We start from the raw sequence: 17,728 nt of genomic DNA on the forward strand, positions 1-17,728 counted from the left end.
CCATCACACATGGCACACCCAAATGCGCCGTCTCCGATACTCACCGAACCGGTGCCTTTGCAGAATGCACCCTACACGGCCCCGTAGGGCGCATTCTGATAAGCCCCCTTCCCACAAAGCCGAAAGATTTTCAGAGGGGCACCAACCATCACACATGGCACACCCAAATGCGCCGTCTCCGATACTCACCGAACCGGTGCATTTGAAGAATGCACCCTACGCGGCCCCGTAGGGCGCATTCTGATAAGCCCCCCTTCCCGCAAAGCCGAAAGATTTTCAGAGTGCACCAACCATCACACATGGCACACCCAAATGCGCCGTCTCCGATACTCACCGAACCGGTGCCTTTGCAGAATGCACCCTACGCGGCCCCGTAGGGCGCATTCTGACAGGCCACCCCATTCCCGCAAAGCCGGCAGAATTTCAGAGTGCACCAACCATCGCATATGGCACACCCAAATGCGCCGTCTCCGGAGTAGAACAACGCTTGTATCGAAGGCTCCCAGTCAACGGAACTTGCGCAGATACCACTTTTCGAAGGCCATCTTCGACCAGTGCCAGAAACGGCTGGCAGGCAGGACCACGCCGCGGCTGGTGTTGCGCATTACCAGCATCCCCTTGTCCACGCTGTCGACGATGCACATCAGTTCAACCTTGAAGGTTTCACTCGGTTCCCGTCCATTGAGCTCCGCCATCAGATTAGCGGCCGCGGCGTCCGCCTGTAGATCGGCCATGTGCGCCTGTTTGGGCATCCATTCGGGTCCTGGAAACGAACCGCTGTCACCGGCCACATAGACCCGCTCGCTGCCCTCCACCCGGCACTGGGCGTCGGCCTTTAGCAGACCACCTTCGGAGCGGGCGAGTTCGGTGTTGTCGAACCACTGGTTGCCGGTCATGCCGGGCATGAACAAGATCAGATCGGCACTGAATTCGCCGCCCTCGGTGATCACCCGGTCCGCCTCAAAGGCTTTCATCTTGTGACCGAGGTGGGTGTCGATGCCCCGTTTTGCCATTTCATCCAGCAATCCCTTGACCGCCTTCGGACCCAGCCGTTTGCCGGGTTCCGGTGCCGGGCTGAAGAACACCAGTTTGAACATGTCCCGCCGCCCCTGCTTGCGCAACAGCGTGTCGATACCGAACAGGAACTCGAACATGGGCCCCCCGCGCATGGCCGAGGGCTCCTTCGGATTGCCGCCGAAACCGATGGCGATCGTGCCGCCCTCCATGGACTTCAGCCGGTCACGGATCTGTACCGCAGCGGAAACACCTTCACACGGGGTGATGGCGTGCTCGATGCCCGGGAGTTTCTTCATGAAGCGGCCGCCGGAGGCGACCAGCAGGGCATCGTTTTCCACCTCGCCGTTGTCGGTGAGAACCCGCCGCCCGTTGTCGGTCAGACCCGTCACCGTACCAGCATGGAAACGCACATTGTGGCGTCGGAAAAAGGATTGCAACGGAACCACCAAATCCTCGGGTTTGCGCTGCCCCGAGGGAATCCAGATCAAACTGGGCAGGAAGACGAATTCGGGTCGCGGAGCGATAATCGTGATCTCCGCTTGCTTATCCAGGGCACGCAGACGCTCCACCGCGGTTACCGCAGCAAAGCCCGTTCCTACCACTGTTATCCGCTGACTCATCCTCTTTCTCCCAATTAACTGCTGAACCGCGAAATCTATTCACCAAAGGACGCTTGGTTGTGCTGCCGAGGTCTCCGACATCACCCTGCTTTCTTTGCGCCTTCGCCTACATGGATGTAGGTGAGGGGCGTGAGCAGGGGCGTGAGTTTTGCAATCAATTTTTCTTTCCGTCAGGCGTGTGACAAATGGGCCTGTCATCAGGATTTTCCACACCCAGGGCGATGTCCTGAACCAGGTCACGCAACTCTTCCAGGGTGATACAGCCGAGCATGCGCGCAAACAGATCGGGATCGATCCGGACTTGGCACGGCGTACCATCCGATAACTGAACGCGGACGCCCGCGGCGCTGTGTTCGATGACCTCGTCTTCGAGCAGTTCGGCTGTCTCCTGCAACAGCTTTTCATACTGCTTGTCGATTGCCTCGTCGAGCTCTTCGGGCAGGTCTTCCGGGACCAAGACGACCAGCCCCATCTCGTCGGAGAAACAGTACTCCACGCCTTTGCTCTTCAGAAACTCTCCGAATCGCTCCCTGACCCGCTCATCAAAAAACATATATTCAAGCATGCGTTACCCCGCTTACGGCGGTTGAGGCGGTTGAGGCGATGAACCATTGTGCCAAAACGCTGTTGTCACATGCCATGCAAGCGACGCCTTTTAACGTTCCTGCAGACGTTTTCGCAGGCGATGGCGTCGGCGAGCCACAAAAGCCAGGAGTGTTATCAGCCCCAAAATGACGAATGCCAACAAGAGTTCAGGGGGAGCCGCATCCCCCTCCACGACCTCGCGCCCGGCGAATCCCAGATAGGCATAGGCGAAGGCGCCGGGTCCCAAAAATGCAAAGGTGGTCATCGTGTAGCTGGCAAGAGGGATTTGGGTCAGACCAAATGCGTAATTAAGCAGGGCAAAGGGAACCACGGGCACCAACCGCATGAAGGCCACAAATCGCCAGCCTTCCGTTTCAGCGCCGCGAATCACCTGCCGAAGCCGCCCATGGGCCTGTCGTCGTACCCGGTCAGCGGCGATGTGGCGTGCCGCGACAAACGCCAGAACGGCCCCCGTAGTGGCTCCGGCAAGGTTGTAAAGCATGCCCCAGTAGGGCCCGAAGAGTGCCCCGCCGGCCAGCATCATCAAGGTCGATGGCACAAAGAACACCACCGCGAGCGCAAAGATGGCAACGAACAGCAGCGGCGCCCAGAACCCGGCGCTCCGCACCCATTCCTCCAGTACCTTACCCTCGAACTGGTCGCGATTGGACAGAGCCAGGACGATGCCGAGTCCCAGCAATACAATCATCAGGACGCGTCCGAAATGTTTTACCGCCACTGTTTTTACCCCTAAAGATGCAGGTGTTCAAAGACTACTGGCGGGCAAACGTTACGAAGGCGATCGCCTGTTCGCGTCCGTCGGAAAGCGAGATAAACGTGTGAGTCACGCCCTGCTCGGCAAGCAACTCACGGGCTCGTCCCGAAAAGGTGAGTTCGGGCCGGCCCAGTTCGTTGTTGGAAATGCCGATCTGTCGCAGACTCAAGCCGTTGCGAAAGCCTGTCCCAAAGGCCTTGGCCGCTGCTTCCTTGGCTGCAAAACGCTTGGCCAGAAAGGCGGCGGGATTGCCCGCGCGTCGGTAGATCTCCAGTTCACGCTCATCCAGAATGCGCCCGGCAAAGCGCTCCCCGTGGCGTTCCATGCTGACGCGAATACGCTCGACATCAACGATATCCGTGCCTATGCCGATAATCATCGGCCGCTTCGCAGCAGGGTCCGGGTACGGGCCTCGACCATCAGCCGCTTCATCTCACGGACCGAATCCTGCAGACCGCTGAACAGTGCGCGGGCAATGATCGCGTGGCCGATGTTGAGCTCCTGGATGGCGGGGATTCGAGCAATGCTTGCGACGTTATGGTAGTGCAGACCGTGACCGGCATTCACCTGCATACCCATAACCCGGCCCCGAGCGACGGCCGCTTCGATGCGGGCCAACTCCGCCGCGCTCTGTGCGGCATCTTTCGCATCGGCGAAATGACCCGTATGGATCTCGATAACGGGCGCTGCCACTTCCGCTGCTGCATCGATCTGTCGCGGATCGGCATCGATGAAGAGCGACACGCGAACGCCGGCTTCGGCCAGCCGTTTACACGCCGCGCGCATACGCGGCAACTGGCCGGCGACATCCAGGCCTCCTTCGGTGGTGAGCTCTTCGCGCCGCTCCGGTACCAGGCAGCAATCCGAAGGCGCGATGCGCTCAGCTATCCGAAGCATCTCATCCGTCACCGCCATCTCCAGGTTCATGCGGGTCTGGAGGATTCCCGCCAGGATCTCCACATCGCGATCCTGGATATGACGGCGGTCTTCGCGCAGGTGAAGCGTGATTCCATCGGCACCGGCCTGCTCCGCCTCGATGGCTGCCTGTATCGGGTCCGGGTACCGGGTTCCGCGCGCCTGGCGCAGCGTCGCAACGTGATCGATATTGACGCCGAGGAGGATCTCCTGAATCTCGCCCACTTGCGTTACTCTCCTGATGGTTGTGGTCGTTTACTACCCGCAAATTGCCGGAAAAGGGCCCGGCTGGCGAGGGGCTTGTCGCCCAGATAGAGTCGAAGAGCAGCCCGCATCAGCTGCTTGGCCTCGGCCCGTCCTTGTTGATTCGGAGGTTGCCCTTTCGCCAGCGCCAGAAGGGTTTCGCCCCGCACCGGGATACCGCCGCCTCCCTGTTCGGGAACCGGGCCACGCTCCAGATGGTACCAATAATGGCCTTCCGATTGTACGGCGCCACCACCATCCGCTTCATCCCCCAGTAGCAGTCCATATCCGAGACACAGCAGCAGGTCACGCTCAAAAAGGCGCAGTGCCCACTCCATATCGGAACTCTTCGTCAACGTCGATAAGGTACGGGCGTAGACGGGGTAAAGATCGGGTTGGGGGTCATGCCGTGCTACTAGCCGCAGCAGCATTTCATTGAGGTAGAAACCGCTCGCCAACGCGGGACCGGCGAGAAATGCCGGCCGCTCTGCCGGCTCGGCACCGGTCAGGGTGCGCAGCTCCCCCCTTCCGGCCCAGGATAGCAGCAGCGGCTGAAAGGGCTGTAGTAGCCCCTTGAGTGCAGAACGGGGCCGACGGGCACCTTTTGCCACCAGTCCCACCCGACCGTGTTCAGCCGTAAAGGCCTCGAGCAAGAGGCTTGTGTCGCGATAGGGTGTGCGATGGAGAACAAATCCGGGTTCGAGAGAAATTCGTCTCTCAGTATTCATCCCGGTAGCCGAAATTACGCAGGGCGCGCTCGCTATCGGACCAGCCTTCCTTGACCTTGACCCAAAGCTCCAGAAATACGCGTTGACCGAACAGGCGCTCCATGTCCAGCCGTGCCTGCCGACCGACTTCCTTCAGAACCCGGCCACCCTTGCCGATAACGATGCGTTTCTGGCTGTCGCGCTCAACCCAGATCAGGGCATTGATGTGCAGCCGCTCCGGCTCCTCCTCACGAAATTGTTCGATCTCCACGGTCAGCGCGTAGGGGAGCTCCTTGCCAAGATTGCGCATCAGTTTCTCGCGAACCAGCTCGGCGGCCAGAAAGCGCTCGCTGCGATCAGTTACCTGATCGGCGGGGAACAGCGCGGGCCCCTCCGGGATGCGCTGGGCCACGGTCTCCTCAAGGGCACCGATATTGTCCCCTTTCAGGGCCGAAAGCGGCATCACCGCCTCGAACGCGTAACGTTCGCTCAGTCGCGCCAGATACGGCAGCAGTTCATTCTTGTCGTTCAGCCGGTCGATCTTGTTGACCACCGCCACGACTGGCACCTGACTGTTTTTCAATCGGTCCAGGACATTCTGATCCTCATCGGTCCAGCGCCCCGCCTCAAGTACGAACAGAATCAGATCGACATCACTCAATGCCGAGCTGGCCGCCCGATTCATATAGCGATTGACCGCTTTTTTCGCCTGCAGATGCAGACCCGGCGTATCCACATAGATCACCTGCAGGTCGCCTTCGCTCTTGATACCGAGGATCCGGTGACGGGTAGTCTGTGGTTTATGGGAGGTAATGCTGATTTTCTGGCCGAGGATGTGGTTCATCAGCGTCGACTTGCCCACATTGGGGCGGCCGACGATCGCCACGAATCCACTACGCGCCACTTCAACCATTTTGCAGTTGCTCCAGAGCGGCCTTTGCCGCCGCTTGCTCGGCCTTGCGTCGGCTGCCCCCTGTTCCTTTCACCAGTTCGTCCAGCCCGGAGATGCGACAGCCGACCACAAACGTCTGTTCATGGGCCTCACCCTCTACCGAGACAACGGAATAGCTGGGGAGCGGTTCATGTCGGGACTGCAGAAGCTCCTGAAGACGCGTCTTGGGATCTTTGAGCACTTCCGACGGCGAAACGTTCTCCAACTCTTCTTCGAATAGTGACAGGATGCGTGCACGGGCGGCTTCAATACCGGCATCCATATAGACGGCACCAATTAGTGCCTCAAGGCCATCGGCCAATATCGATTCACGTCGAAATCCGCCGCTTTTGAGTTCGCCAGGACCGAGTCGCAAGTGCTCTCCCAAGTCCAGCGTGATGGCCAGGCGAGCCAGCGTCTCTCCCTTGACCAGAGCCGCCCGAAGTCGGCTCAGCGTACCCTCGTCCGCCTTGGCGAAGCGCTCGTAGAGTTCGGCGGAGATGACAAAACTCAGAATGGCATCGCCCAGGAATTCCAGACGTTCATTGTTTGCACTGCCCGCACTGCGATGAGTCAGGGCCGCTTCCAGCAACCGTTGATCACCGAATGTATGCCCAAAACGCCGACTCAGTCGTTCCAGGTCGCCCCTCAAGGTGCCCTCACCTCCGCGTGATCATCGAACGAAACCACAAAATCGATATTCGATATGAACGGTGTGCGGACCTCATAGACGATTCCGACCTGGTAAACGCCTTTGCCACGTTCAATGGTGATGTTCTTGCGATTCACACTCTTCACATCGTTGATATTGAAGCGTTTCACGAGCTTGCTGCGTATTTCCGTTGGCCCCATGGGCTCGCCTTCACTGGCCAGGCTCTCCAGAGAGGAGTTCACTGCCATATGTTCTATGTATATCGGAAAAAGCTTCAAGACCATCATTGTCAAAAAGGCAATGACACCCAGAATCACGATCCAGCTGATCAGGGTAATCCCCTGCTGGCGAGTGTGCTGTTTCGTGCTAAATGGCATTTTCAGAGTCCCCCAAAAGCGTCAGGACAAGCACAGCGCGCAGGCAATGGTCATCCCTTGTCAAGCGCAAGGCGCTTTTGGGGGGCTCCCTCCGGGCGAGCGGCTGAAAGCGCCATTTGACATGAAACCGTACACTAACCCGCATCGTTGTTCTCCCAAGCTATCAGTCAATCTGAGTGCCGATCCGATCCCAGGCGACGATGCCGTCCGCTCCCGAATCCCAATTCATCCAGACGAAAAAGGCCTTGCCGACCACATTACGGTTTGGAACCGTCCCCCAGAATCGACTATCCCGGCTGTTATCGCGGTTATCGCCCATGACGAAGTATTCGTTTTCGGGGACACTAAAAGCAAAGTCCCGATCCTGACGGCCCGGCCACACCAGAATCCGGTGCTCGGCTCCGGGCAACACCTCCATCCGCTCGCTGGCACCCGTCATCACGGCACCGCCGCCATTGCCATTATAGGTTCCCAGAGGCGTCTGTTCGGCTTGCTCGCCGTTAATGTAAAGGACTTTGTCGCGGTACACCACCTCGTCACCCGGCACCCCCACCACCCGCTTGATGTAGTCGATGCGGGGATTTTCCGGGTAGCGGAAGACGATGATATCGCCCCGCTCCGGCTCGCCGAAATCGATAATCTCACTGTGCAGTACCGGCAGCCGCAATCCATAGGTGAATTTGTTCACCAGGATGAAATCACCGACCTCCAGCGTCGGCATCATCGAACCGGAGGGGATGCGAAACGGTTCCACCACAAAAGAGCGCACCACCAGTACTAGCAGGATGATGGGAAAGAAGGAGCGGGCATATTCGATCAGTACCGGCTCCCGCTCCATTTTTTCGCGGGTATTGGCGTCAAGGACCTGACCGGCGGACTCCAAAGTCGCGACGCGTTCCCGCCGCTTCGGTGCCAGTAGCAGTGCGTCCAGGGCCCAGAGAAGACCGGTGACCAGAGTAGCAACTACCAGAATGGTGGGAAAATCAATATTCATTTATCCTTTCCTACATGCAGCACGGCAAAGAAGGCCTCTTGAGGGATTTCTACCGAGCCGACCTGTTTCATCCGCTTTTTGCCTGCTTTCTGTTTCTCCAGAAGCTTGCGTTTGCGTGAGATATCGCCGCCGTAGCATTTCGCTGTCACATTCTTGCGCAGCGCCTTGACTGTGGTGCGGGCGATGATGTGATTGCCGATTGCGGCCTGAATGGCCACATCAAACATCTGCCGCGGGATCAGTTCACGCATGGTTTCCGCTAATTCACGTCCGCGCGCCTGGGCCTGGTCGCGATGTACAATGAGGGCCAACGCGTCCACCCGCTCGCCGTTGATCAGAACATCCAGTTTAACCAGCTCAGCCATCTGGAAGCGTTTGAACTGATACTCGAACGAAGCGAATCCGCGGCTGGAGGATTTCAGCCGATCGAAGAAATCGAGCACCACCTCGTTTAGCGGCAATTCATAAGTCAGCGAGATCTGCTTGCCCACGTACTGCATGTTCTTCTGGACACCACGCTTTTCGACGCAGAGGTTGATCACTGCACCAATGTATTCCTGTGGTACCAGAATGTTGGCCTCGATCACCGGTTCACGGATCTCTTCGATAAGATTGGATTCCGGCAGTTCCGCGGGATTATCCACGTAGGTCGTCTCACCGGACTTTTTAAGCACCTCATAGATCACCGTCGGCGCAGTCGTAATCAGGTCCAGGTAATACTCGCGCTCGAGTCGTTCCTGGATAATCTCCATGTGCAGCATGCCAAGAAAACCGCAACGGAATCCGAATCCCAGGGCCTGAGAGGTCTCCGGCTCATAGAAGAGCGCCGAGTCGTTGAGACGCAGCTTACCGAGGGCGTCGCGTAGATCTTCATAACTATCCGCATTGATCGGAAACAGGCCCGCAAACACCCGTGGCTTGACCTCCTGGAACCCGGGGAGTCGCCCCTCGGCCGGTCGATCGGTCGAGGTTAGGGTGTCGCCCACCGGAGCCCCGTCGATCTCCTTGATACCGGCGACCACAAAGCCGACCTCTCCGACGCTGAGTTCACCGGTATCCTTCATCTTGGGCGTAAAGATCCCGACCCGGTCCACCTGATGGCTGCGGCCGGTCGCCATAACGGTGATCTTCTGCTTCTTTTTCAGGCTTCCCTGGACCACGCGTACCAGCGATACGACCCCCAGGTAGTTGTCAAACCAGGAATCGATGATCAGCGCCTGCAGCGGCGCATCGAGCTTGCCCTGAGGCGGCGGTACACGGGCAACGAGCTGTTCGAGCAGTTCGTCGATACCCTGCCCGGTTTTGGCACTGACCAATACGGCGTCATGCGCCTCGATCCCGATAATCTCCTCGATCTCATCCACTACCCGGGTGGCATCGGCGGCCGGCAGGTCGATTTTGTTGAGCACCGGAACCACCTCGAGCCCCTGTTCGATAGCGGTGTAGCAGTTGCCCACGGTCTGGGCCTCGACGCCCTGAGAGGCATCCACCACCAGCAGCGCGCCCTCGCAGGCGGCCAGGGAGCGCGAGACTTCGTAGGAGAAATCCACATGACCCGGGGTATCGATGAAATTGAGGAGGTAATCCTCGCCGTTTTCGGCCTTGTAAACGAGAGAAACACTCTGGGCCTTGATGGTGATGCCCCGCTCCCGTTCCAGATCCATCGAGTCCAGGACCTGTTCGGCCATTTCCCGGCTGGTCAATCCCCCGCAGACCTGTATAAACCGGTCTGCGATGGTCGATTTGCCGTGGTCGATATGGGCGATGATGGAGAAATTTCGAATATGTTGGAGGTCGGTCACAATCTCAGCTTCGCGGTCGAATCCGCTCATCATAAAACAAAAAAGCGCCCGTGGGCGCCCCAGTAAACCTTGCTATCCGGCCTCGCCGGGGACGGGTCCTGCCCACATCAAGTGGGGAAACGGGGCAGGTCCCGCCAACCTTCAATTCTATCAGGGAATCAACGGGCTGAGAAATAGCGGTGCAGCACGTCGGCGTCGAGGAAATAGTGACAGAGCTCGCCATCGGGCCCCGCGAGTACCGGCACCCGTTCTCCGTAGCGGGTTACGAGTTCCGGCGAGGCATCGATATCGACCGCCTCGATCCGGAACCCATAACGCTGTTGCAACGGGGTCAGTTCGTACACCATCGCCTCACACAGTGAACAGCCGCTACGTAAGTAGGCCGTCAGTGTAACGCTGTTGCTCACTACTCCTCCGGGACTCGCAGGGCCAGGAACAACGCTCCGCCATTCCGCTGCACCAGGACCGGGACGGATTTTCCGGCGGGCACTTCCTTCACCAGTTGCCTGAACTGTCCGGGGTCCGTCACCTCGTCTCCGCCGATGCGGACGATAACATCGCCCCGACGGATGCCCGCGTCGCGGGCAGCACCCGCCTGCACCGATTCCACCAGGACGCCCTTTCCTTCCGCCAGCGAGAGCCGTTCCCGCTGTTCGGGTGTCGGTTCGACCACACTCAGGCCCAGTTTGTCCGTTTGCACTCGCCCTTCGGATGCCGTTGGCTTTAACGCCCCTTCGGCAGGAAGCTCCCCGATAGTGACATTGAGTTCGCGTTCACGACCATCGCGCAGGACCTTTGCCGTTATCCTGTCGCCGACACGGATACTCCCGACCAATGGCGGCAGATCCGATGACCGCTCCAAACGCTCTCCATCAAACTCGAGAACGACATCCCCGGGCTGGAAACCGGCTTTTTCCGCCGGTGAATCCTCCAGCACCTTGGCCACCAGCGCGCCCACGGGGCGTTCCATATCGAAGGATTCTGCCAGGTCCCGTGTCACATCCTGGATGAGAACGCCCAGCCAGCCGCGAGTCACCTGCCCATGCTCCTTGATCTGCTCCACTACGTTCATCGCCACTTCGATGGGAATAGCGAACGAGAGCCCCATGAAGCCGCCGGTACGGCTGTAGATCTGTGAATTCACACCCACCACCTTACCGTCGACGTTGAACAGGGGGCCGCCCGAGTTACCCGGATTGATGGCCACATCCGTCTGAATGAACGGCACATAGCTTTCGGACGGCAGACTGCGGCCCATTGCGCTGACCACACCGACAGAGACCGAGTGGTCGAACCCGAACGGCGAACCGATGGCCATGACCCATTCACCCACTTTCAGTTCATCCGCCGAACCAAGCTCAACCACCGGCAGATCCTTGGCATCCACCTTCAGCAAGGCGATGTCACTGCGCGGGTCCGAACCCACCACCTCGGCAACCAGCTCCCGACGGTCATTGAGGCGCACGATAATTTCATCAGCGCCTTCGACCACATGGTTGTTGGTGATGATGTGACCGCCGCTATCGATAATGAAGCCCGATCCCAGGGAACGGGCTTCGAACTCCCGCTCCGGATAACCGCGCTCCTCGTCGAAAAAGTGCCTGAAGAGGTCGCTCCAGGGCCCTTCCGGCATGCCGGGCAGGTCCGGCATCTCCATCCCGGGCGGCAAGGCCGGTTTTTTCCCCTTTTGGGTAGTACTGATGTTGACTACCGCGGGCCCGTTGTCCGCCACCAATTCCGTAAAGACGGGCAATTCGGCGGCCACAGCGCCGCCTGCAGTCAGCAAGAAGGCAAAGGTCGTAACCCAGGTTAGGAAACGCACGGTCGATCGATTTCTCATCGTGACTCCGATGTTATCTTTTTACGAAATTGACGGGTGATACAGGTGCTTTAGCGGAGACTCGTACCGCCACGGCCTGATAGCGTTTCTGACCGGCGGCGCGATGACTGAAGCCCCGTAACCAAAGCAGGCCCCCACCGAAACCGAGGAGGCCCAAAGCAATAGCCCAGGCGTCGGTATTATCTCCCCCCCACTGGGGCGCCAGGGCCTCTCCGAACAACGCTGCCGCCATCATGGCCAGCAGCGGAACAATATAGACAGCCAACGAACCGCGCAGCAGCGCATCCTCCCGCAGCCCTAATATGACGGTATCACCGACTTCAGCGCCGATAGTATTCTCCACCCGGACCCGTTGCCGTCTGGCACCTAGCACCTGCGCCAGGGTACCGGTCCCGCAGCCCTTCACCGAACAGCCACCGCAGCTGCTCCGGCGTTCGGTTTCGACCCAGGCGTAGGTAGCTTCCAGCTCAGCCACTACGCCGGTTTCCTCGATCATCGCGACTCCTGCCGGACGGGGCTCACCCCGTGCACGATACGCTCCGCCGTTGCCGCCGGTACTTCGCCGACCACCGTAACACGATGATGATCAACCATCTCCATTCGTGCATTCAATGGTCCTCGACGCATTTCCGCCGGGCTGCGATTCTCATCCGTCGGTTGGATGAAGACCGAAACCGAAGCCAATCCGTCACTAAACACCAGGTGCTCGACAGAGGAAGCGTCTTCGTCGGCCGACCTTCGCCGGTGTACCGTCTTCTCGAATCCGGGAGGGGCGTCCTCCACCTTCCAGCTACTATTCTCTACCTGCTCACCGGTCTTATCGAGCTCCTGCCAGTCCGACCGCGCCCCGACGGTCTCCGACTCCAACATCCGCGGCGGGATTTGCTCATGGACCTCGACCGAAGTAAAGACCACCTCTTCGATGACTCTTTCGTTTTCAGCAAGAAGTTCGGCCCGCAGCAGCAGCCCCGAATCTCCCGCGATCCAATAATTGTGGCCATAGCGGAATTGGTCTTTCGGGCGTATCTTCACCTTGCGAGTATTCAGGTCCGCAACGCGCTCCTCACCATCGAAAGCGATTTCATAGAAGCGCCGCAGTGCCCGGAAATGCGAGGGCAATTTCAGCGGTAGTGTGCCCCGCTCTCCGGCCGAATCGATAAATAGCGCGGCTTGCCCGGGGAGCAGACAGGCCACCCGATCACCTTCCCGCATCACCTCTCGGGGCGGGCCGCTCAAGGCAATGAGACGCTCTTTCCCCTTTTCTCCACTGTGGATAATCCGCAGGGTCTGCAACGGCTGGTTCCCCGACCGGTAGACGAACACCCCTTCATAGTCGAGTTCCTGTGCCGAGCGCGACATACGCTCCAACCAGGCAACGGGGTCCTGTGGCTCGAGAGCAAAAAGCGGAGTTAAAAAAGAGAAAAGCAGAACCGCCGTGATCGTTTTGGGTATCGCCATTGTATTTACCGATGGCTGACAATGCGGACGTAAGGGAGCATACCGTGCATGCCTGGCGAAGCCGAGAATTCGCTGTGCTCAATGAGATAGTCGTCAAGGCCGGCGTCGAGCGGAGCTGGTGGTGTCTGGACCCCGGCCGAGGCGTGAGCCACTTGCTTCTGCTCGCCTGCTTCGGGTGTTCGGTTCAGTGTCTGGACACCGAGGATAGCCGCTGCGGTCACCGACGCGGCGATGGCCATACCGGTCGCCTGTCGCCAGTAATTCCCGATGGGGCGAAAACCCGGGCGGGGGCGGAGATTAAAGGCCGACTCCTGGTCAATCTGACTCCTGACCCGATCAGCCATTCCTTTCGGATACGGCGATGGAAGATGGCCTCTCAGCGTGTCGCTGATGAGATGGTAACGTTCCCAGGCTTCGAGTTGCTCGCGCCCGCGCAGCTCTTCGAGGGCGCGGCGTACCCCGGGTTTATCCAACTCACCATCGGCAAGCGCCGATATCCTTTCACTCGCACTCTCTTGCATCAGGTAACCCCCCAAAACCGGTAGACTCAGGCCGTACCGCTTTACTTACGGTTCAAGCAGCGGTCGCAACTTCCTGTCAATCGCTTCCCTGGCTCGAAAGATACGTGACCGAACAGTACCAATCGGACACGACATGGCCTGAGCGATCTCTTCATAACTCAACCCTTCCATTTCCCTCAAGGTAATAGCCGAGCGCAGATCTTCGGGTAATTCATCGATCGCTTCATAGACTGTACGCTCCAATTCGTCTCTTAGGGCAAGTCTTTCCGGCGAATCGCTCTCTTTAAGATTGAAATGACCTTCGAATTGTTCCGCTTCACTTGCATCAATATCCGTATCGGGAGGACGACGACCCTGGGCAACCAGATAATTCTTTGCGGTATTGATCGCTATCCGGTAAAGCCAGGTATAAAAAGCGCTGTCACCCCGAAACTTGTCGAGAGCCCGGTAGGCCTTCACAAAGGATTCCTGAGTCACATCAAGAACTTCACTCTGGTCGCGAATATAACGAGAGATGAGTTTGACGATTTTATACTGGTATTTACGCACCAGAACATCAAACGCCTGCTTATCGCCGCGCTGCACCCTCTCGACCAGCTCCTGATCGACGTTCTGCCGACCCATCAGGGTAACCCCATTGTGTGCAGGCCATTCCCTGGCAGGTTTATGTTGGGACAATCCATGCCGCTGTTCAGTTCCTGTCGATAAGTGGTGCCGTCCCAGGATATTGTGGATAGTGGCATTTTATTTTCCTGCAACTCGAAGATACCGCGCCCGGGATGCCTGCAGTAGTGAGCATGGACGGGACTGATAGTTCGCCGCGCGGGTTTTCGGTATAGTCGCCAAACATGATAGAACAACTCGGTTGCCATCGACCACCAGCGCTGCCGTCCCTAACGATATAGGGGTGTCCGCACTTTTTTTCAATGCTACCAATAAATTAGCTCTCCTTAATGCAACCGTCACTCCAGTACAATACCGACGTTCTGATCATCGGCAGCGGTGCGGCCGGGTTGACCCTGGCCCTGCGGGCAGCCGAGTTCGCCCGTGTCACCGTGCTCGCCAAAGGGGGGCAGGATGAGGGGGCCACGCTCTATGCCCAGGGCGGAGTGGCCGCCGTTCTCGAGGAAGGCGATAACATCGAGTCGCACGTGGAGGACACCCTGAACGCCGGGGCCGGTCTGTGTGACCCGGAAGTAGTGCGATTTACCGCTGAAAACGGACCGGACGCCATCCGGTGGCTGATTGATCTCGGCGTACCGTTCACCGCCAAGAGTGGTGGCGGCTATCATCTGACCCGGGAGGGTGGCCACAGTCAGCGCCGTATCATTCATGCCGCCGACGCCACCGGTCAGGCCATCGAAGGGACCCTGCTTGCGAAGGCCCGCAATCACCCGAACATCGACCTCCACCCACACCGCATCGCCATCGACCTCGTTACGGCCTCGAAACTGGGCCAGGAGTCCGACCGGGTACTTGGAGCCTATGTCCTCAACCGCCAGCGGAACCGGGTCGAGGCCTACCGCGCCCGATCAGTCGTTTTGGCGACCGGCGGGGCCAGCAAGGTCTACCTTTACACTTCGAACCCTGACCTCTCCACGGGTGATGGCATTGCCATGGCCTGGCGCGCCGGCTGCCGGGTAGTCAATATGGAATTCAACCAATTCCATCCCACCTGCCTGTACCACCCCCGAGCCAAGTCATTCCTAATCACTGAAGCGGTACGCGGTGAAGGGGGCAAGCTACGGCTTCCCGATGGTACGCGCTTCATGGACAGGTTCGACCCCCGCGGTGAACTGGCCCCCCGGGATATCGTCGCGCGCGCCATTGACCATGAAATGAAGCGTCTGGGTGCCGGGTGCGTTTACCTGGATATCAGCCATAGGTCCGCGGATTTCATCACCAGCCACTTCCCGACGGTGTATGCCCGCTGCAAGGAATTCGGTTTTGATCTGACCCGCGAAGCGATCCCGGTTGTACCGGCAGCCCATTACACCTGCGGCGGCGTGAAGACCGACATTCGCGGCCGCACCGATATCCCCGGACTCTATGCAGTTGGCGAGACTGCATTTACCGGCCTCCATGGGGCCAATCGTATGGCCAGTAATTCCTTGCTGGAGTGCCTGGTGTTTGCCCGCTCGGCAGCCGAAGATCTACACGAGTTCCTGACCGACGCTGAAGTCCCGGAACGGCTGCCCCCCTGGGATGAAAGCCGCGTCACCGACTCTGACGAAGAAGTGGTGGTCTCCCATAACTGGGAGGAGTTGCGCCGCTTCATGTGGGACTATGTCGGTATTGTGCGCACCGACAAGCGACTACAGCGTGCCAAGCGCCGAGTCGACCTGCTTTCCAGCGAAATCGCCGAATACTATGGCAATTTCCGGGTCAGTAATGATCTGCTTGAGCTTCGAAACCTGGTGCAGGTCGCGGATCTCATTATCCGTTCAGCGGCAGCCCGCAAGGAGAGCCGAGGTCTTCACTATACGCTCGACTACCCCGACACCGATGATAGCAAGCCGCCCGAAAATACCGTCCTGGTTCCGCCTTGTCCGCGAAAATAGCACCGTACTAACTGAAGGTATTTCAATCACCCGCGATTCACAGTAGAATTCGTTGCGGTGAGAAGCGCCCCGTGCAAACGGGACGAATCTCTCCTCCATCCGTGGGTATTTTTGGCGTGCGCCCATCGTTTTCGGGCGCACGGTTTTTCCCACCACGAGCTTCCGTCCTCTTCCTCTGACACCGTATTGTCCGGCTCACCCTTAAAGTCAGGCGTTTTTTTTCCGAGAGGATGAGCGCTACTTCAGCTTCTGAATACCCAGTGCCTTCAGGATGTATTTCTCGAACAGCGGGTCGCTGGAGCCTTTCTTCATCCTGCTGATGAAGTACTTCTCGAAGGCTACCTTCGCCATATGAACCCACTTGCCCTTCTTCATCCAGGAGACATTCCGTGGCGGGATCTGCGGCATGGCCACGAAAGCAACGCCGGTGTCTCCCAGATCCGCCAGGCAGATGGCGTTCCAGGTTGCCTTTCGTTCAGGCTCATTCCCGGCCAGTTCGTTCTGAATGTTGTGCACGGCCGCGGTGACCATTGACTCGATCATGTAACCGGTCTTGGGCGTACCGGTCGCTACCGGCGTCACCTCCACCGGGGGAATCGCGATACACACGCCCACGGAGTAGATGTTCTTCCATTTCGGGTTTTGCTGATAATCGTTGACCTTGACGAAACCGCGCGGGTTAACCAGGTCTTCGCCGACCGCAGCCACGGCATCAACGCCCTTGAAGGCCGGCAGCAGCATGGAGTAGTTGAAAGGCAGCTCGTGCTCCTTTACCACTTCGCCGTTCTGGTCATGTTCGGCAACATACATCTTGCCCTCTTCCACCTTCGTGACCTTGGCATTGCAGATCCACTTGATGTGGGCATTGCGTAACTCCGATTCGAGCATCCCTTTGGAGTCACCGACCCCACCCAGGCCCAAGTGCCCGATGTAGGGCTCGGACGTCACGAACGTCATCGGCACCTTGTCACGTATCTTGCGCCGACGCAGCTCGGTATCCATGATGAAGGCGTATTCATAGGCGGGACCGAAGCAGGACGCTCCCTGCACGGCACCAACCACAATGGGGCCCGGCTCGTTAGTGAATGCCTTCCATTTTTCATACGCCTTTTCGGCATGGTCCACGGTACAGATGGACTGTGTGAATCCACCCTCCGGGCCTGCTCCCTCGACCTCGTCGAAGGCCAGTTTCGGACCGGTAGCGATAATCAGATAGTCATACTGAATCGTTTCACCATCGGCCAGTACCAGCCGGTTTTCGTCGGGCTTGACTTCAGTGCACTTTTTGGCAACGAACCCGATGCCTTTCTTCGCCAAGTAGGGCTCGAGCGGGAACGAAACATCCTCTCTGGTACGCCAACCAACTCCGACCCAGGGGTTGGAAGGGACAAAGCTGAAGTGATCCGAAAGATTGACAACGGTGACTTTGTGCTCACTACCGAGTGTATCGCGCGCGTCATAGGCCGCGGGAAGACCGCCAATGCTGGCGCCAAGAACAACGATGTGTGCCATATTCAGGGACTCCTCCGAAAAAGCTTTTGGGGCCAGTTTATAATTAATCTGTTATCGAACCGATAAGGCAGAACCCCAGGTTGACTGTAGCAACTCCAAAACCTTCTTGCCAGTCAGGGCAACCGCATACTTCAAAGCGAGCGGTGTAAGTCCTTGATAGCAGGTCGTCGGCAGCAGGGATGCTGCCGTCGAGCGTACACGGATGTATTCACAGCGTA

19 protein-coding genes are annotated in these 17,728 nt (G+C 58.5%); 1 reads left to right on the plus strand and 18 read right to left on the minus strand.

Features of this window, described 5'->3' with window-relative positions; translation table 11 throughout:
• Positions 1-506: 506 nt before the first annotated feature.
• From Q7L05_RS08710 to rpoE, 17 genes are all read right to left on the minus strand, one after another.
• Positions 507-1,637, minus strand: a complete 1,131-nt coding sequence (locus Q7L05_RS08710) for an NAD(P)/FAD-dependent oxidoreductase (protein WP_303904938.1) — start codon at positions 1,635-1,637, stop codon at positions 507-509.
• Positions 1,638-1,791: 154 nt separating this feature from the next.
• Positions 1,792-2,202 (minus strand): hypothetical protein, encoded by a 411-nt coding sequence (locus tag Q7L05_RS08715; RefSeq protein ID WP_303904941.1) that lies wholly within the window; start codon positions 2,200-2,202, stop codon positions 1,792-1,794.
• A gap of 90 nt (positions 2,203-2,292) precedes the next feature.
• A complete protein-coding gene (locus Q7L05_RS08720; RefSeq protein ID WP_303904945.1) occupies positions 2,293-2,961 on the minus strand; it encodes a TVP38/TMEM64 family protein in 669 nt (222 codons plus the stop codon).
• Between the two features lie 34 nt (positions 2,962-2,995).
• Positions 2,996-3,376: a holo-ACP synthase gene (acpS, locus tag Q7L05_RS08725; protein WP_303904948.1), complete on the minus strand. Its 381-nt coding sequence runs from the start codon at positions 3,374-3,376 to the stop codon at positions 2,996-2,998.
• Positions 3,373-4,137, minus strand: coding sequence for a pyridoxine 5'-phosphate synthase (pdxJ, locus tag Q7L05_RS08730; protein ID WP_303904951.1), 765 nt, complete (start codon positions 4,135-4,137; stop codon positions 3,373-3,375). Before pdxJ ends, acpS begins: the two co-directional genes overlap by 4 nt.
• 5 nt (positions 4,138-4,142) lie before the next feature.
• Positions 4,143-4,883 carry a DNA repair protein RecO gene (gene recO / locus Q7L05_RS08735; protein WP_303904954.1) on the minus strand — a complete coding sequence of 247 codons (741 nt, stop codon included), beginning with the start codon at positions 4,881-4,883 and terminating at the stop codon, positions 4,143-4,145.
• Entirely contained in the window at positions 4,873-5,775 is a 903-nt protein-coding gene (gene era / locus Q7L05_RS08740; RefSeq protein ID WP_303904957.1) for a GTPase Era, read from the minus strand. Before era ends, recO begins: the two co-directional genes overlap by 11 nt.
• Complete coding sequence (rnc, locus tag Q7L05_RS08745) at positions 5,768-6,445, minus strand: ribonuclease III (protein WP_303904959.1); 678 nt, start codon at positions 6,443-6,445, stop codon at positions 5,768-5,770. The genes era and rnc overlap by 8 nt, the downstream gene beginning before the upstream one ends.
• Positions 6,442-6,822, minus strand: coding sequence for a DUF4845 domain-containing protein (locus Q7L05_RS08750; RefSeq protein WP_303904961.1), 381 nt, complete (start codon positions 6,820-6,822; stop codon positions 6,442-6,444). Before Q7L05_RS08750 ends, rnc begins: the two co-directional genes overlap by 4 nt.
• Positions 6,823-6,985: 163 nt before the next feature.
• Positions 6,986-7,816: a signal peptidase I gene (gene lepB, locus Q7L05_RS08755; RefSeq protein ID WP_303904964.1), complete on the minus strand. Its 831-nt coding sequence runs from the start codon at positions 7,814-7,816 to the stop codon at positions 6,986-6,988.
• The gene (gene lepA / locus Q7L05_RS08760; protein WP_303904966.1) at positions 7,813-9,618 is read right to left on the minus strand and encodes a translation elongation factor 4; all 1,806 of its coding nucleotides are present in this window, start codon (positions 9,616-9,618) and stop codon (positions 7,813-7,815) included. The genes lepB and lepA overlap by 4 nt, the downstream gene beginning before the upstream one ends.
• Before the next feature lie 158 nt (positions 9,619-9,776).
• Entirely contained in the window at positions 9,777-10,025 is a 249-nt protein-coding gene (locus Q7L05_RS08765) for a glutaredoxin family protein (protein ID WP_303904968.1), read from the minus strand.
• Entirely contained in the window at positions 10,025-11,458 is a 1,434-nt protein-coding gene (locus Q7L05_RS08770; protein ID WP_303904971.1) for a DegQ family serine endoprotease, read from the minus strand. Before Q7L05_RS08770 ends, Q7L05_RS08765 begins: the two co-directional genes overlap by 1 nt.
• 13 nt (positions 11,459-11,471) lie before the next feature.
• Positions 11,472-11,954, minus strand: a complete 483-nt coding sequence (locus Q7L05_RS08775) for a SoxR reducing system RseC family protein (protein WP_303904973.1) — start codon at positions 11,952-11,954, stop codon at positions 11,472-11,474.
• Positions 11,951-12,916, minus strand: a complete 966-nt coding sequence (locus Q7L05_RS08780) for a MucB/RseB C-terminal domain-containing protein (protein WP_303904977.1) — start codon at positions 12,914-12,916, stop codon at positions 11,951-11,953. The genes Q7L05_RS08775 and Q7L05_RS08780 overlap by 4 nt, the downstream gene beginning before the upstream one ends.
• Positions 12,917-12,921: 5 nt before the next feature.
• Positions 12,922-13,437: a sigma-E factor negative regulatory protein gene (locus Q7L05_RS08785; protein WP_303904980.1), complete on the minus strand. Its 516-nt coding sequence runs from the start codon at positions 13,435-13,437 to the stop codon at positions 12,922-12,924.
• Positions 13,438-13,482: 45 nt separating this feature from the next.
• On the minus strand, positions 13,483-14,061 hold the full coding sequence (rpoE, locus tag Q7L05_RS08790; protein WP_303904983.1) for an RNA polymerase sigma factor RpoE: 579 nt from the start codon (positions 14,059-14,061) through the stop codon (positions 13,483-13,485).
• Between the two features lie 329 nt (positions 14,062-14,390).
• Here rpoE and nadB point away from each other — a divergent pair, with 329 nt between their 5' ends.
• On the plus strand, positions 14,391-15,998 hold the full coding sequence (nadB, locus tag Q7L05_RS08795; RefSeq protein ID WP_303904986.1) for an L-aspartate oxidase: 1,608 nt from the start codon (positions 14,391-14,393) through the stop codon (positions 15,996-15,998).
• 237 nt (positions 15,999-16,235) lie between these two features.
• Here nadB and Q7L05_RS08800 read toward each other — a convergent pair whose 3' ends face one another.
• Complete coding sequence (locus Q7L05_RS08800; protein ID WP_303904989.1) at positions 16,236-17,510, minus strand: NAD(P)/FAD-dependent oxidoreductase; 1,275 nt, start codon at positions 17,508-17,510, stop codon at positions 16,236-16,238.
• Between the last annotated feature and the right edge of the window lie 218 nt (positions 17,511-17,728).

The sequence above is a fragment of the Thiohalomonas denitrificans genome (assembly GCF_016841685.1).
Classification (GTDB): Bacteria; Pseudomonadota; Gammaproteobacteria; order Thiohalomonadales; family Thiohalomonadaceae; genus Thiohalomonas; species Thiohalomonas denitrificans_A.

Excerpts from the sequence above, each read along its gene's own strand:
- lepB (WP_303904964.1), bottom strand. The coding sequence starts at position 7,816 with ATGAATATTGATTTTCCCACCATTCTGGTAGTTGCTACTCTGGTCACC.
- acpS (WP_303904948.1), bottom strand. The coding sequence starts at position 3,376 with ATGATTATCGGCATAGGCACGGATATCGTTGATGTCGAGCGTATTCGC.
- Q7L05_RS08775 (WP_303904973.1), bottom strand. The coding sequence starts at position 11,954 with ATGATCGAGGAAACCGGCGTAGTGGCTGAGCTGGAAGCTACCTACGCC.
- Q7L05_RS08715 (WP_303904941.1), bottom strand. The coding sequence starts at position 2,202 with ATGCTTGAATATATGTTTTTTGATGAGCGGGTCAGGGAGCGATTCGGA.
- nadB (WP_303904986.1), top strand. The coding sequence starts at position 14,391 with ATGCAACCGTCACTCCAGTACAATACCGACGTTCTGATCATCGGCAGC.
- Q7L05_RS08750 (WP_303904961.1), bottom strand. The coding sequence starts at position 6,822 with ATGCCATTTAGCACGAAACAGCACACTCGCCAGCAGGGGATTACCCTG.
- Q7L05_RS08780 (WP_303904977.1), bottom strand. The coding sequence starts at position 12,916 with ATGGCGATACCCAAAACGATCACGGCGGTTCTGCTTTTCTCTTTTTTA.
- Q7L05_RS08785 (WP_303904980.1), bottom strand. The coding sequence starts at position 13,437 with ATGCAAGAGAGTGCGAGTGAAAGGATATCGGCGCTTGCCGATGGTGAG.
- Q7L05_RS08770 (WP_303904971.1), bottom strand. The coding sequence starts at position 11,458 with ATGAGAAATCGATCGACCGTGCGTTTCCTAACCTGGGTTACGACCTTT.
- era (WP_303904957.1), bottom strand. The coding sequence starts at position 5,775 with ATGGTTGAAGTGGCGCGTAGTGGATTCGTGGCGATCGTCGGCCGCCCC.
- rpoE (WP_303904983.1), bottom strand. The coding sequence starts at position 14,061 with ATGGGTCGGCAGAACGTCGATCAGGAGCTGGTCGAGAGGGTGCAGCGC.
- Q7L05_RS08800 (WP_303904989.1), bottom strand. The coding sequence starts at position 17,510 with ATGGCACACATCGTTGTTCTTGGCGCCAGCATTGGCGGTCTTCCCGCG.
- recO (WP_303904954.1), bottom strand. The coding sequence starts at position 4,883 with ATGAATACTGAGAGACGAATTTCTCTCGAACCCGGATTTGTTCTCCAT.
- Q7L05_RS08710 (WP_303904938.1), bottom strand. The coding sequence starts at position 1,637 with ATGAGTCAGCGGATAACAGTGGTAGGAACGGGCTTTGCTGCGGTAACC.